This is a genomic window from Pseudogracilibacillus amylolyticus (SeqCode), from assembly GCF_051918545.1.
Lineage (GTDB): Bacteria > Bacillota > Bacilli > Bacillales > Amphibacillaceae > Pseudogracilibacillus.
The window spans coordinates 1-15104 of the sequence record NZ_JBPPZG010000090.1 but is presented as its reverse complement, the minus strand read 5'-3'; the positions used below and the strand labels follow the sequence as shown (position 1 = coordinate 15104).

The window sequence follows — 15104 nt, the reverse complement described above, 5'->3', positions numbered from 1 at the left end:
CTCATTTTGACTTCTCACTACAAGAAGCTTTTCATCATGTTTATGGTGGAGCCTAGCGGGATTGAACCGCTGACCTCCTGCGTGCAAGGCAGGCGCTCTCCCAGCTGAGCTAAGGCCCCTTCATGTAGGATGGTGGGCCTGAGTGGACTCGAACCACCGACCTCACGCTTATCAGGCGTGCGCTCTCACCAACTGAGCTACAGGCCCACATGAAAAATAATAAGCATCGATATGAAAGTCACTTCCTACGACTTTATCGCTGCTAGAATAACCCACTTTTTATTGAAATATAAATGAAAGATAATTGAACCTTTCAAAACTGAACAAAACAGAAACGCCTCTATTAAAACATCCTTAGAAAGGAGGTGATCCAGCCGCACCTTCCGATACGGCTACCTTGTTACGACTTCACCCCAATCATTTGTCCCACCTTCGGCGGCTGGCTCCAAATGGTTGCCTCACCGACTTCGGGTGTTACAAACTCTCGTGGTGTGACGGGCGGTGTGTACAAGGCCCGGGAACGAATTCACCGCGGCATGCTGATCCGCGATTACTAGCGATTCCGACTTCATGCAGGCGAGTTGCAGCCTGCAATCCGAACTGAGAATGGTTTTCTGAGATTTGCTCCGCCTCACGGCTTCGCTCCCCGTTGTACCATCCATTGTAGCACGTGTGTAGCCCAGGTCATAAGGGGCATGATGATTTGACGTCATCCCAACCTTCCTCCGGTTTGTCACCGGCAGTCGCTCTAGAGTGCCCACCTTTACGTGCTGGCAACTAAAACTAAGGGTTGCGCTCGTTGCGGGACTTAACCCAACATCTCACGACACGAGCTGACGACAACCATGCACCACCTGTCACTCTGTCCCCCGAAGGGGAACCTTTTATCTCTAAAAGTAGCAGAGGATGTCAAGACCTGGTAAGGTTCTTCGCGTAGCTTCGAATTAAACCACATGCTCCACCGCTTGTGCGGGCCCCCGTCAATTCCTTTGAGTTTCAGCCTTGCGGCCGTAATCCCCAGGCGGAGTGCTTAATGCGTTAACTCCAGCACCAAGGGGCGGAAACCCCCTGACACTTAGCACTCATCGTTTACAGCGTGGACTACCAGGGTATCTAATCCTGTTTGCTATCCACGCTTTCGCGCCTCAGCGTCAGTTGCAGACCAGAGAGCCGCCTTCGCCACTGGTGTTCCTCCACATATCTACGCATTTCACCGCTACACGTGGAATTCCACTCTCCTCTTCTGCACTCAAGCCAATCAGTTTCCAATGACCTTCCACGGTTAAGCCGTGGGATTTCACATCAGACTTAATCGGCCGCCTGCGCGCCCTTTACGCCCAATAATTCCGGACAACGCTTGCCACCTACGTATTACCGCGGCTGCTGGCACGTAGTTAGCCGTGGCTTTCTCGTTAGTTACCGTCAAGGTACCGACCTATTTGAACGGTACTTGTTCTTCACTAACAACAGAGTTTTACGATCCGAAGACCTTCATCACTCACGCGGCGTTGCTCCGTCAGACTTGCGTCCATTGCGGAAGATTCCCTACTGCTGCCTCCCGTAGGAGTCTGGGCCGTGTCTCAGTCCCAGTGTGGCCGATCACCCTCTCAGGTCGGCTACGCATCGTGGCCTTGGTGAGCTGTTACCTCACCAACTAGCTAATGCGCCGCGGGCCCATCCGTAAGTAGTAGCTAATGCCACCTTTTAACCTTTTCCCAGGTGGGAAAAGGGATCATCCGGTATTAGCTCCGGTTTCCCGAAGTTATCCCAGTCTTACGGGCAGGTTGCCCACGTGTTACTCACCCGTCCGCCGCTCACGTCAGGGAGCAAGCTCCCATCGGTTCGCTCGACTTGCATGTATTAGGCACGCCGCCAGCGTTCGTCCTGAGCCAGGATCAAACTCTCATGTAAGAGTCTAAACTAGCTCATTTATCAAATTCATTGACGTTTCGTTTTGTTCAGTTTTCAAAGGTCAAATTGTTTCGCGCTTTTTTTAAGCGACTTATATATAGTAGCATACTTTATTTTTTGTGTCAAATTTTTTATTTACCTTTTTTTGAGCAACGAATATTATAATAACATCACTAGCTTTTATCGTCAACCTTTTTTATAAAGAATTTTAAATTATATTTTATTGATGTGCGAAAAGAAACGTTTAAAAAAACATCCGTCTTTCTAACCGGATGTTCAAGTAATGATAAAGCTTTTTATAATCGCTAGTGCTAGTACACCTGGAATTCCTAAAAACCCAGAAACTGCGGATGTAATGAAATTAATTGGAACATGGAGTCCAATTTGACTTCCGAGAACATTTAAAAAGAAAAGAAATATAGCACCGATTGTTAGTTTCATCACTGCCTGTCCTATCCAACGAATTGGCTTAACTGATGTACCAATGAGAAGCAACACAAAAATAAGCCCAACAAATATAGAAATGACAATGAATGGTTCCAACATTTAACCTCCCATTCCATAATATCATCTTCATACATAATATATGAGGGAATGGATTAAAAAGAACCTACTATCTATCTAACGATATTTTTCTCTTCTTTGCTTCCTTAAATAAGTAGAAATACTTTATTTTGGAGATTTTTTCATGATATAGAAGTTCATCACTATATTCAAAGCTTATTTGAACCAAGTGACGTTGTTGTTCCCAGTCTTCTTTCAATTTCTCCATTAATTCCACTAATTTCATATCATACTCTTCCCGCAGTTTTTCCTTCCTATTAAACATAGACACACCTCGATCGCAACCTATACTTCTCTTCTACCTTCCAGTGCCTTGGACAAAGTTACTTCATCTGCATACTCTAAATCCCCACCTACTGGGAGACCATGAGCAATCCTCGTAATTTTTATCCCCGAAGGCTTCAATAAACGGGAAATATACATAGCTGTTGCTTCTCCCTCAATATTGGGGTTGGTTGCCAATATAACTTCTTGGATCGTTTCATCTTGTAATCTTTTTAATAAATCAGGAATATTTATATCTTCTGGCCCGACACCATCCATCGGTGAGATCGCACCATGTAATACATGATATAATCCATTAAACTCTCTCATTTTCTCCATTGCGATGACATCCTTTGGATCTTGAACGACACAAAGGAAACTGCGGTCGCGACGTTTATCTTCACAAATATAGCAAGGATCTTGATCCGTAATATGGCCACAGATCGAGCAAAAGCCCAAATCTCTTTTAGCATTAACAAGTGCTTTTGCAAAGTCTAGTACGTCATCTTCTTTCATACTTAGTACAAAAAATGCCAGCCGGGCAGCTGTTTTCGGCCCAATACCTGGCAATTTCATGAAGCTATCAATAAGCTTCGATATTGGTTCTGGGTAGTGCATTATTTATGATTCCTCCTAGAGACCTGGAAGATTTAGCCCCTTTGTAAATTGCCCCATCTTTTTGTTTGTTATCTCTTCGACTTTCTTTAAAGCATCATTAGTAGCAGCTAACACTAGATCTTGGAGCATTTCGATATCATCTGGATCTACAACTTCTTCTTTAATAATGACATCAAGAACTTCTCTATGTCCGGATACGACAACTGTAACCATGCCGCCTCCAGCACTTCCTTCAATCCGCTCTTCACCTAAATCTTCCTGAGCCTTTGCCATTTTCTTTTGCATTTTTTGCATTTGCTTCATCATACCTTGCATATTTCCCATTCCACGCATTTTTTCCAACCTCCAAGTGTTTTTTAGTCTTTGATTTCTAATAAATCAGGACCAACAAGCTTTTTTGCTTCAGCAACGAGTGGATCCTCTTGTCTCTCACCTTCAACAGAAGATGAATCCTTTTTCTGATTTTGAATAAATTGATCTCGGATATTCTTCCATTGTTCTTGAGGAGCTCCAAGCACTTGATATGAATGACCAGTCAACTCTTGTAGTGCATTTGTGACTGTATTTAAAAAGTGCTCGTTTTCCAGCGCCATTTGGCAATGAATTTCATATTTAAATTTTATCACAAAGCCTTCGGGAGATGCGGCTACAGGTTTTGCATCGTTCAATAACGCTGCTTGAGAGCGCATTTTTCGTTGGTTTAACATTTCTAACATGTTGCCCCAACTATTCTTTATGAGATTTAAATCCTCTCTTGTCGCGCGTTTTAATATCTCTTTTATTTTGCCCGTTTGCACTTTGAAACCTTTTCTAGAACGAGGCGATTTTTTCGTTGACGATGCTTGTTTATTGTTCCTTTCCCCGATGACATTGCTGTTTCTTAATTCCTCAACCTGTTTTTCTAATTGTTCGATCTTCGTCATAAGTTGTTGAATCTGCGGGATATCAACTGCTTGTTTCCGTGTATCGACTTGGCATAATTGAACCAATGCCACTTCCACATATACTTGACTATGATTTGAAAATCGCATTTCTTGCTGGGTTTTATTTAAAATATCTATATATTTGTAAATTTGTTCAGCGGTTATTTTTTTAGTCAGCTGGCGAAAATCGTCATCTAGCACGACTCTCTCTAGTGACTCATCTAAGGTTGGTGCCGTTTGATACAGAAGTATATCCCTGAAATATAAAATGAGATCTTCCGCAAAACGCGCAGGATCTTTCCCTTCTAAAATGAGTTCCTCAAGAAATTGGAGAGCCGTTGATACATCCTTATTCACAATCGCCTCTGCTAACTTATTTAATAATGCTTGTGCAACAGAACCGGTAACAGTTAGCGCATCATCCAACGTTATTTTTCCATCACTAAAAGATATCGCTTGATCTAATAAGCTGAGCGCATCACGCAAACCACCTTCAGCAGCTCTCGCAATAACATGTAACGCTGCATCCTCGTATTGTAAACCAGTCTCGTTTGCCACATACATCATTCTCTTAACAATTTCATTTGTTGTAATTCTTTTAAAATCAAAACGCTGACATCTTGAAACAATTGTCAACGGTATTTTATGTGGTTCCGTCGTTGCTAAGATAAAAATAACATGTTTCGGCGGTTCTTCCAATGTTTTTAGTAGTGCATTGAATGCTTCTGTCGTAAGCATATGCACTTCATCAATAATATACACTTTATATTTTGATCTACTAGGAGCAAACTTCACTTGATCGCGGATATATTTAATCTCATCTATTCCTCGATTGGAAGCTGCATCCATCTCAATCATGTCAGTGTTAGAGCCATCGGTTATCCCTTGACACGTCATACACTCATTGCACGGTTCTGATGTTGGTGAATTTTCACAGTTGACCGCTTTTGCTAATACTTTAGCAGCACTTGTTTTTCCTGTTCCACGCGGGCCGGAAAATAGATAAGCATGCGATATCTTCTGTTCTAGGAGGGCATTTTGCAAAGTAGTTGTTACATGTTCTTGCCCAACGACATCATTAAATGTTTGCGGTCGCCAAACACGATACAATGCTTGGTAACTCATGACTCTAACCCTCCTCTATTTCATCATACCTCTTTATTATAACCTATCTAAATTCATTTTTACAAAATGTAAATATACGTGAATGTAAAAACTTAGACATAAGATGCAAATTAAAATACAAACTACCCTTTTAACATCTATATCTACGTAACCAACTTTTCATTCAAAAAAGTTCATAAAATGAAAAAACTCATCCATATATATTTGGATGAGTTGGATTATGTAAGGAACTGCCGCGCACCTTCCTTCGACTGCCATTCATAAGCGTTACTTAAGCAGTTAGCTCAATCCAGGCTACCTTGCGGCACATGGAAGGTTCCACTTAATGCTGCTTCCTTCCGGACCTGACATGGTTCATGGATTTCCATTGCGCAAGACCCAAATGTCAACACCACTTACTTAAGGCAGACCTTATGAATGAACAAGCCTAGGGAAGGAATTCGATCCCGCTAGAGCGGATTGCGGGTACAGGGCTCCGCTACTCCCCCATCTAGCACGGCAAAGTTGTTACCATTATTTATTGTGTCATATAGACACATTAATTATTATACTTGGATAATGTGAAAAAAGCAACCTTTTTCACATTATATCTTTTTCAAGCTTCTTTCGCAAACGAATTTTTTTAAAAAAACTGGTCAATAATGTTCGACACTCGGCTTCAAGCACACCGCTGATTACTTCACTTTGATGATTAAATCGTTTATCAGTTAATAAGTTCATTAAAGTGCCAGCACAACCCGCTTTTGGATCGGATGCACCATAATATACCTTTTCTATTCTTGATAAGATGATTGCACCGCTACACATCGCACATGGTTCGAGTGTAACATACATTTCTGTTCCTTCAAGACGCCACGTTCCTAATTTTTCACATGCTCGTTGAATCGCTAGTAATTCAGCATGTGTAACAGCATTTTGCGATGTTTCTCTTAAATTATGAGCCCTCGCAATTACTTCACCTTCTAAGACAATAACTGCACCTATTGGAACTTCTTCTTTTTCAGCCGCTTTTTGCGCTTCAGCTATGGCCATTTTCATATAATTTTTTTCTAAATCAGTTACCAAAATAACACCCCATTTTTTCTGACAATTATAGTAACAAGATAATAGACAACATAACATTTCTTTCTCATATGAAACATATATTAATAAAAATGTTCTTAAGATAATAGGAGGTATGTAGCTTGCAAATTCATGTTGTTCAACCTGGACAATCGCTTTTTCAAATTGCAAATGCTTATGGTATAGATTTCAATGAAATAGTAGAAGCAAATGAAATACCTACTCCTGAAAAATTAGTTGTGGGACAATCACTTGTTATCCCTATAGTCGGTCATTACTATACGGTAAAAGCCGGAGATAGTCTATGGTCTATCGGACAAAAATTTCGTATTCCTTACCAAACAATCGCTAATATCAATCAGATAAATGTCAACAAACCGCTTCAAATCGGAATGCGTCTTTATATCCCGCAAGACCAGAAAAAGAGAAAAATAGAAGTTAATGCTTATGTTGAGCCGATTGGTAAAGCAGTGTCTCCTACACTCGAAAATATAACAAGACAACTCGCCCCCTATTTAACCTATTTATCTCCATTTGGTTATCTTGCCAAACGCGATGGCACCTTAGAAGGATCACCACTTGGTAACCTCCCCGACATTGCCAAAGCAAACAAAAATGTATTAGTCATGGTAATTGCAAATATAGAAGAAGGAGCATTTAGCGCAGAATTAGCAAGGATTATACTAAATGATATGGAGATACAGGATAAATTTCTTCAAAACATTATTCAGATTGCAAAGCGAGAGGGATTTGAAGATATTCATTTTGACTTTGAATTTTTACGACCAGAGGATCGTGAAGCATATAATCATTTCCTTCGAAAAGCAAAGCAAATGTTCCAAAAAGAAGGGTTTTTATTATCAACCGCATTAGCTCCAAAAACGGGTGCAACGCAAAAAGGACAATGGTATGAAGCACATGATTATAAAGCCCACGGCGAAATTGTTGACTATGTTATCATTATGACCTATGAATGGGGTTATAGTGGCGGTCCTCCGATGCCGGTCTCACCAATCGGTCCAGTTCGGGAAGTGCTAGAATATGCGGTGACAGAAATTCCTCCCGAAAAAATTTTAATGGGTCAAAACTTGTATGGCTATGATTGGACATTACCGTATGAAGAAGGAAAAGAATATGCAAAAGCGTTAAGTCCACAACAAGCGATTCAACTAGCACTGAAGTATCATACGGCTATTCAATATGATTATAAAAATCAAGCTCCATATATCGAATATATAGATGAAAATAATAAAGAACATATTGTATGGTTTGAAGACGCAAGGTCTATTCAGGCAAAATTCCAGCTATTAAAAGAGTTAAATCTCAGAGGGATAAGTTATTGGAAAATTGGGCTCGCATTCCCACAAAATTGGTTACTGATTACAGATAACTTTGAAGTAGTAAAACGAAAGTAGATAATGATCCAAATGGGGGATGTTATTTTTAACTATACAAAATCGACATAGTCGTTCCTATTGCCCTGCATATCAAGAAAAAAGAAAATTCGCTACATTTATGAGCGAATTTCCATATCTCCAATATTTATGCGCTTTTTTAAATGGCGGAGGAAGAGGGATTTGAACCCCCGCGCGGTTTGACCCGCCTCTCGGTTTTCAAGACCGACCCCTTCAGCCAGACTTGGGTATTCCTCCTTATTCGACAAAAAATAATTTATCATATTTTAAACAGTTTGTCAACAAGAAAGGGGAGATCTTTTCTCCCCTTTTTCTTTTTAGTTACGCTCAATGGCTTTTTTATTTCTCATATATGGACGAAGTACCTCTGGTATCACAACGGTACCGTCTTCTTGCTGATAATTCTCTAAAATAGCCGCTACTGTTCGACCAATCGCTAGCCCAGAACCATTCAATGTATGAACATGCTCTGGTTTTGCCTTTTGATCCCGTCGGAAACGAATATTTGCCCTTCTCGCTTGAAATGCTTCAAAGTTACTGCAAGATGATATTTCACGGTATGTGTTATAACTTGGAATCCACACTTCTAAATCATATTTCTTTGCAGCGGTAAAGCCAAGATCCGCCGTACACATACTCATTACCCGATAAGGTAGTTCTAATAACTGTAAAACCTTCTCCGCATTTGCTGTCAACTTTTCTAGTTCATCATAAGAATGTTCTGGCTTTACAAACTTAACTAGTTCGACCTTATTAAATTGATGTTGGCGAATGAGTCCCCGTGTATCTCTGCCAGCAGCACCTGCTTCTGATCGGAAACATGCACTATAAGCAACATATTTAAAAGGAAGATCGTCTCCATTTAAAATTTCATCACGATGATAGTTTGTCACCGGAACTTCCGCAGTTGGGATTAAAAAGTAATCTTCATTTTCAATTAAAAATGAATCCTCTTCAAACTTAGGCAATTGGCCTGTTCCAGTTAAGCTTGAGCGATTTACTAAATAAGGTGGAATCATTTCTTTATATCCGTGCTCTTCGACATGTAAATCTAACATAAAGTTTATGAGCGCTCGTTCTAAGCGTGCTCCTAATCCTTTATAAAAAACAAAACGACTACCTGTTACTTTCGCTGCTCGTTCAAAATCTAATATATCAAGCTCATTTGCAATATCCCAATGGGCTTTTGCTTCAAAGGGGAAGCTGGGTATTTCGCCCCATTTACGCACTTCAACATTATCATCTTCCGTCATACCGATCGGAACTGTTTCATGTGGAACATTCGGAATTGATAAGAGCAACTTTTCTAATGACGCTTCTACCTCTTTTAGCTTTTCATCTAATTTTTTAATATCACTTCCGACTTGTCGCATTTGAGAAATTAAATCATCCGCATCTTTTTTTTCGCGCTTTAATTTTGCAATTTGTTGCGATACTTCATTACGTTTATTTTTTAATTGTTCCGTTTCTAACAATAGCTCCCGTCTCGTTTTATCCAATTCTTCAAAATGCTCAAATTCCGTTAAATCTTCGCCCCGATATTTTAATTTTTCTTGAATCTCAGCAAAATGCGTTCTTAAAAATTTCATATCTAGCATAACAATCGATTCCTCCTTATATTTAAAAATAAAAAACTCTCATCCCTTTAGACAGGGACGAGAGTTATCCGTGTTGCCACCCTAATTGAAAGCAGTCAGATTGCTTTCCACTTCATTTGCTAACGGTTTACACCGAAAGTGCTTAATAATCGTCTGATGTTCAACACTTTGCTCGAAGATGGATTCAAAAGTGTTATTCATCGATTTGCACCAACCATCGACTCTCTAAAGAATAACGGCTTTTTACTACTTCTTCTCAGCGCTTTTGCTCAATTTATGCATTAAATTTAGACTACTTAATTATTTACTCATTAAATTTAGATTACTTAATAATTTACTATAAATATGTACCGATTGCAACTTTTTTATACATTTTATAATCCACGATCTTGCATACGCTCTTCAGCTGCTAATGTCGAAATTTCAATTCCTTTCATTGCAGTTCCAAGATTCTTCGAAAGTTCAGTAATCAGTTCATAGTTTTTGTAGTTTTCGGTTGCTTGCACGATTGCTTTTGCAAATTTAGCAGGATTTTCTGATTTAAAAATACCAGATCCTACGAAAACACCGTCTGCGCCTAATTCCATCATTAGTGCCGCATCAGCAGGTGTAGCAACACCACCAGCTGCATAGTTTGCAACAGGTAATCGCCCCTGCTTTTTAATTTCTAGAAGAACTTCATATGGAGCACCTAATAGTTTTGCTTCGGTCATGATTTCATCTTCATCCATATGTACTAATTTACGTACTTGTGCATTAACTTTACGCAGGTGTCGAACCGCCTCAACGATATTCCCTGTTCCAGGTTCTCCTTTTGTTCGAAGCATAGAAGTACCTTCTCCGATTCGTCGAGCAGCTTCTCCTAAATCTCTGCATCCACAAACAAATGGTACATTGTACTCCTGTTTATTTAAATGGAATTCTTCATCTGCAGGTGTTAGCACTTCACTTTCATCGATGTAATCTACTCCCATTGACTCTAATACACGCGCTTCAACGATATGACCAATTCTCACTTTTGCCATGACTGGAATATTAACTGCATTCACCACTTCTTCAACGATGCGAGGGTCAGCCATTCTAGCAACACCGCCAGCCGCTCGTATATCAGATGGTACTCGTTCTAATGCCATAACCGCAATAGCTCCGGATTCTTCAGCTATTTTTGCTTGTTCAGCATTGACCACATCCATAATGACGCCGCCACTTCTAATTATTTTATCTGTTTGTTCTGCAGAGTTTGTCATTTTTTATCCCCTTCCTTACATTTAGTATGTTAAATAGTATAATCCTTATTTAACCGCTAAAGTTACAGCATTGTCAAGGCTCTGCTGAACGAAAACACTCAAATAAGGGCGAATGAATACGATCAATAACAACAATGGTCGATATTAAAAATGATTGAATCGATTATTATTCACTTGAAAATAATAACATTTTTTCTAAAACCAGCCTTTTACTGTTTTTGTTGCACTGCCCCAAAGATCACCGATAAAGCCACCTATTCCACGAATAGACAAAGTAAACCAGTTCGCTTTTTCCACTTCTTTTTCAGTGACAACATTTACTGATGGTTCTGTTTCTAAATATCCCAATTTGTCATTATCTCCATTTTTTGCCGTTAATGTACCAACAGTTTCTCCTTTTTTAACTACTGCATTTAGGGCGCCGTCATTATTTACTTTTTTCTCATCAACAGTGAAAATCGGTTTATAGGAATCTTTTTCGTTATTTTTAATGACAACTTTTAATGGAGATTTCGTGTGAATCTGAACCTCTTTATCTTTTCCCTTTGACACTGGGAGACTCTCATTCTTCTTTATTTTATATTTTGCAGGATATAGTTCTTGAACAGAAAAATTATTATAGGCATAATCCATTAATTTTTTTGTTTCATTAAAGCGTGCTTCAAATGTACCGTTTCCATTTTTATCTACAGCATTCATGACTACTGTAATAACTCTCATTCCATCACGTTCGGCAGTACCAGTAAAACAAAATCCAGCAAAGTCGGTTGTTCCTGTTTTTAATCCATCTACTCCTTCATAACCATAAACTAATGAAGGAAGCATGAAGTTCCAGTTCTCCATTGGAAGTTCATCTTCTGTTCCTTCTCGGAATATCTTTTTAGGAGTGCTCGCTGTTTTTATCACTTCAGGGAAGTCTTGAACTAAATGAGCCGCAAGTTTAGCTGTTGATCGTGCGGACATCATGTTTTCTTCCTCTGCTTTTGTTCCTTTCGGATGCATTCCTTTTAAATCTTTATTATTTAAGCCACTAGAGTTAACAAACTTGTAATCTTTTAATCCAAGTTCTTTTGCTTTTTTATTCATTAGTTTAATAAATTCGGTTTCTGAACCAGCGATTGATTCTGCAATTGCAATTGTTGCAGCATTAGCAGAATAAATAGCCATTGCTTCGTATAGCTCACGAATTGTATATGTAGCATCTTTCCTTAAAGGTACGTTTGATAGGGAAAGATCTTGTGAAACTTTATAGACATAGTCAGAAACTTGATACTTTTGATCCCAACTAATTTTTTTCTCTTTAATTGCCTCAAAAAGCAGATATTCAGTCATCATTTTAGTCATTGAAGCGATACCTAGTACCTCATCTGCATTTTTTTCATAAAGTATCTTTCCGGTACTTTCTTCTACTAAAATAGCTGCATCAGCATGGATGTCCAAATGATCCGCTGCATAGGATTTTTCTGGGAATTGGAGGAATCCAAAGGACATCAGCAGGGCAGCTACACAAGCAACATATTTTCGTATATATTTCTTCTTTTTCACTCGTAATGCCCTCCATCTTCATTATGTACAAGCCCTTAGTTATTTTATCATAGTTTATTTCCATTGAGTAGATGAAGGATAGATTAAAAATAAATTAATGACAGGATCCATACGGTAAATAGTATGAATCCTGTCATTTTATTCTATAATAGGCTGTAATTTGGTGCTTCTTTCGTGATTTGAACGTCGTGCGGATGACTTTCTCTTAAGCCTGCACCAGTCATTCGAATTAATTGTGACTTTTCGCGGAGTTCATATAAATTTTTTGCTCCACTATAACCCATACCAGAGCGTAATCCACCAATTAGTTGATAAACGGTATCAGCAAGTGGGCCTTTATATGGAACTCGTCCTTCAATGCCTTCAGGTACAAATTTTTTGGCATCCTCTTGGAAATAACGATCTTTTGAACCTTTTTCCATCGCAGCAACAGAGCCCATTCCCCGATAAGTTTTAAATCTACGTCCTTGATAAATTTCCGTTTCTCCTGGACTCTCTGATGTTCCTGCTAAAAGACTTCCAAGCATTACTGCATGTCCTCCACTAGCTAGTGCTTTAACGATATCACCAGAATATTTAATACCGCCATCTGCAACAATGGCTTTTCCATGTTTTCTTGCTTCTGTTGCACAGTCATAAATGGCTGTAATTTGCGGAACACCAACACCGGCAACAACCCGAGTGGTACAAATAGAGCCTGGACCAATACCGACTTTGACAATGTCTGCTCCAGCTTCAATAAGCGCTTTTGTCGCTTCTGGAGTAGCGACGTTCCCAGCGATAATATTTAATTTAGGATATGCTTCTCGAATAGTTCTTACTGTTTCAATGACGCCTTGAGAGTGACCATGTGCCGTATCAACTACAATCACGTCAACATCAGATTTGACAAGCATCTCGACGCGCTTCATCATATCACCAGTTACGCCTACCGCAGCTCCAACAAGCAGTCTACCTTTATCATCTTTCGCTGAATTAGGAAATTCAATGACTTTTTCAATATCTTTAATTGTAATAAGTCCTTTCAAAACACCATTATCATCTACTAGTGGTAATTTTTCAATGCGATGTTGCTGTAAAATTTCTTCTGCTTCTTGTAAAGTCGTACCGACTGGAGCAGTAACTAAATTTTCTTTTGTCATCACATCCTCAATGACAATGGAATAATCACGAATAAATCGTAAATCACGATTCGTTATGATACCAACTAGTTTTAGTTCTTCATTATTGTTGACTATAGGAACACCTGAAATACGATATTTCCCCATCAAATGCTCTGCATCATAAACTTGGTGCTTTGGAGTTAAGTAAAACGGATTTGTAATCACGCCACTTTCTGAACGTTTTACTTTATCTACTTGCTCGGCTTGTTGTTCAATACTCATATTTTTATGAATAATACCTATTCCACCTTGACGTGCCATTGAAATCGCCATTTTGGCTTCCGTAATGGTATCCATTCCTGCACTCATTAAAGGTATTTTTAATTTCAATGTTTCCGTCAGGTCGACACTTACATCAACATCCTTAGGTAAAACATCTGATTTTGCTGGCATTAACAATACGTCGTCAAAGGTTAAACCTTCTTTTGCAAACTTAGATTCCCACATTTTTTTCGTCCCCCTAGCCCAAAATATTATTAGTAGGTTATCAATTGGTTAAAATACTGTCAAGGCATTGCTTATATGTTGTACTTTTCAAATAATTCGGAGGTTATACTTTATGGATACTTTTCCTTCAAATACTTGGAATTTATTGCACCTCTTTCAGTCTACTTCACACACTCAAAAATATTTACAGTCAACATACAACTACCATCATATTGAAGAAAGCGCAAAAAAAAGCTATGAAAAATGCTACCCTTTTATGTATTATCTCGAACAAGGGGAATTATATTATACCCAGGCAAAGAATGCACCCTTTTCCATTCAACCGATGCTCTTATTTTATGGACTCGTACATTTATTAAAAGCATGTGTATTAACAGTCGATCCTAGCTATCCCAAAACAACAAATGTTCTAGCTCATGGCGTTACTTCCCGCAAACGGAAAAAACAAAACTACCGTTTCTCCCAAGATACAGTAAAAATTCAAAAGCACGGACTACTCCCACATTTATTTGAGAAGATCTATTTTATCCAACATTTTGATGGAGAAAAAATTTCAATGGGTCAATTGTTAGAACAAATACCAGAACTTGCTGAATGTCACTTTTACTTAAATGGTTTCAATCCTTTTATTACGATTGAAAAGGAAGGCACTCAATATAAGATACCGAGTAAAGCATTAGATCATTTTTATATGACACCTAGGCGAATGAAGGAATTTTTAAATCAACTCCACCCAATAAAGTTACATTGGAAAAAGGCAAATGAAAACGAGATGCTCTTTACAGTTGAAGGACATGCCCAGCTAAAACAGCCATTTCGTTACAATGTTGTTGAGAAAAAATATGTTCTACCATGTAATAAAACAAGAGTAATGCTACTACCGGAAATAATTATTCACTATTTGCTTCTATACAATTTAAGTATGATTTCTCGATATGAGACAGAGTGGTGGAAAGAATTAATAAAATTAAAGCCAACAAATGATTACCCAATGATTGACTCTTTTCTTAACATTACAATGAATAAAAGTCCTGCACTTATCCTTTCCTATCTCCAATCTCATTTAGTGATATGACTATCCATAGTAAAATAACGAATCAAAATGACAAAAAAACCACAGAGTGAGATCCTCTATGGTTTTATTTGCCTGGCAATGTCCTACTCTCGCAGAGGGTGATCCTCCACTACCATCGGCGCAGAGAAGCTTAACTTCCGTGTTCGG

12 protein-coding genes, 3 tRNA genes, 2 rRNA genes, 1 other RNA gene and 1 other annotated feature are annotated in these 15104 nt (G+C 38.9%); of the genes, 2 read left to right on the top strand and 16 right to left on the bottom strand.

The features are described from left to right. Positions 1–43: 43 nt before the first annotated feature. The 10 genes from ACPYKA_RS11250 to tadA all read right to left on the bottom strand — a co-directional run bounded on the left by ACPYKA_RS11250 (position 44) and on the right by tadA (position 6443). Positions 44–119: transfer RNA gene (locus tag ACPYKA_RS11250), tRNA-Ala, on the bottom strand. 11 nt (positions 120–130) lie between these two features. Then, positions 131–207 (bottom strand) — tRNA-Ile (locus ACPYKA_RS11245). A 151-nt stretch (positions 208–358) separates the two neighbouring features. Continuing rightward, a 16S ribosomal RNA gene (locus ACPYKA_RS11240) occupies positions 359–1911 on the bottom strand. A 276-nt stretch (positions 1912–2187) separates the two neighbouring features. Further along, on the bottom strand, positions 2188–2454 hold the full coding sequence (locus ACPYKA_RS11235; protein WP_479542376.1) for a pro-sigmaK processing inhibitor BofA family protein: 267 nt from the start codon (positions 2452–2454) through the stop codon (positions 2188–2190). Between the two features lie 70 nt (positions 2455–2524). Beyond that, complete coding sequence (locus tag ACPYKA_RS11230; RefSeq protein WP_479542375.1) at positions 2525–2740, bottom strand: YaaL family protein; 216 nt, start codon at positions 2738–2740, stop codon at positions 2525–2527. Positions 2741–2760: 20 nt separating this feature from the next. Beyond that, positions 2761–3357, bottom strand: a complete 597-nt coding sequence (gene recR / locus ACPYKA_RS11225) for a recombination mediator RecR (RefSeq protein ID WP_479542374.1) — start codon at positions 3355–3357, stop codon at positions 2761–2763. 15 nt (positions 3358–3372) lie between these two features. Continuing rightward, positions 3373–3690 carry a YbaB/EbfC family nucleoid-associated protein gene (locus ACPYKA_RS11220; protein WP_479542373.1) on the bottom strand — a complete coding sequence of 106 codons (318 nt, stop codon included), beginning with the start codon at positions 3688–3690 and terminating at the stop codon, positions 3373–3375. A 23-nt stretch (positions 3691–3713) separates the two neighbouring features. Further along, complete coding sequence (gene dnaX, locus ACPYKA_RS11215) at positions 3714–5405, bottom strand: DNA polymerase III subunit gamma/tau (RefSeq protein ID WP_479542372.1); 1692 nt, start codon at positions 5403–5405, stop codon at positions 3714–3716. Positions 5406–5638: 233 nt separating this feature from the next. After that, positions 5639–5904: signal recognition particle sRNA large type (gene ffs / locus ACPYKA_RS11210), an RNA gene on the bottom strand. A gap of 80 nt (positions 5905–5984) precedes the next feature. Next, positions 5985–6443: a tRNA adenosine(34) deaminase TadA gene (tadA, locus tag ACPYKA_RS11205; RefSeq protein WP_479542377.1), complete on the bottom strand. Its 459-nt coding sequence runs from the start codon at positions 6441–6443 to the stop codon at positions 5985–5987. Positions 6444–6589: 146 nt separating this feature from the next. On the opposite strand from tadA, the gene ACPYKA_RS11200 reads away from it, so the two are divergent. Continuing rightward, entirely contained in the window at positions 6590–7882 is a 1293-nt protein-coding gene (locus ACPYKA_RS11200) for a glycoside hydrolase family 18 protein (RefSeq protein WP_479542371.1), read from the top strand. A gap of 144 nt (positions 7883–8026) precedes the next feature. Here the strand turns inward: ACPYKA_RS11200 and ACPYKA_RS11195 are convergent. The 5 genes from ACPYKA_RS11195 to guaB form a co-directional block, all read right to left on the bottom strand. Continuing rightward, positions 8027–8119 (bottom strand) — tRNA-Ser (locus tag ACPYKA_RS11195). Between the two features lie 80 nt (positions 8120–8199). Next, positions 8200–9480 carry a serine--tRNA ligase gene (serS, locus tag ACPYKA_RS11190; RefSeq protein WP_479542370.1) on the bottom strand — a complete coding sequence of 427 codons (1281 nt, stop codon included), beginning with the start codon at positions 9478–9480 and terminating at the stop codon, positions 8200–8202. A 50-nt stretch (positions 9481–9530) separates the two neighbouring features. Next, positions 9531–9749 (bottom strand) — a binding site (T-box leader). A gap of 105 nt (positions 9750–9854) precedes the next feature. Further along, entirely contained in the window at positions 9855–10727 is an 873-nt protein-coding gene (gene pdxS / locus ACPYKA_RS11185) for a pyridoxal 5'-phosphate synthase lyase subunit PdxS (RefSeq protein ID WP_479542369.1), read from the bottom strand. A gap of 195 nt (positions 10728–10922) precedes the next feature. Further along, positions 10923–12272 carry a serine hydrolase gene (locus ACPYKA_RS11180; protein WP_479542368.1) on the bottom strand — a complete coding sequence of 450 codons (1350 nt, stop codon included), beginning with the start codon at positions 12270–12272 and terminating at the stop codon, positions 10923–10925. A gap of 143 nt (positions 12273–12415) precedes the next feature. Then, positions 12416–13882: an IMP dehydrogenase gene (guaB, locus tag ACPYKA_RS11175; protein WP_479542367.1), complete on the bottom strand. Its 1467-nt coding sequence runs from the start codon at positions 13880–13882 to the stop codon at positions 12416–12418. Between the two features lie 112 nt (positions 13883–13994). Here guaB and ACPYKA_RS11170 point away from each other — a divergent pair, with 112 nt between their 5' ends. Next, positions 13995–14957, top strand: a complete 963-nt coding sequence (locus tag ACPYKA_RS11170; RefSeq protein WP_479542366.1) for a YaaC family protein — start codon at positions 13995–13997, stop codon at positions 14955–14957. A 70-nt stretch (positions 14958–15027) separates the two neighbouring features. Here the strand turns inward: ACPYKA_RS11170 and rrf are convergent. After that, positions 15028–15104: ribosomal RNA gene (gene rrf, locus ACPYKA_RS11165) — 5S ribosomal RNA — on the bottom strand; the annotation flags it as partial.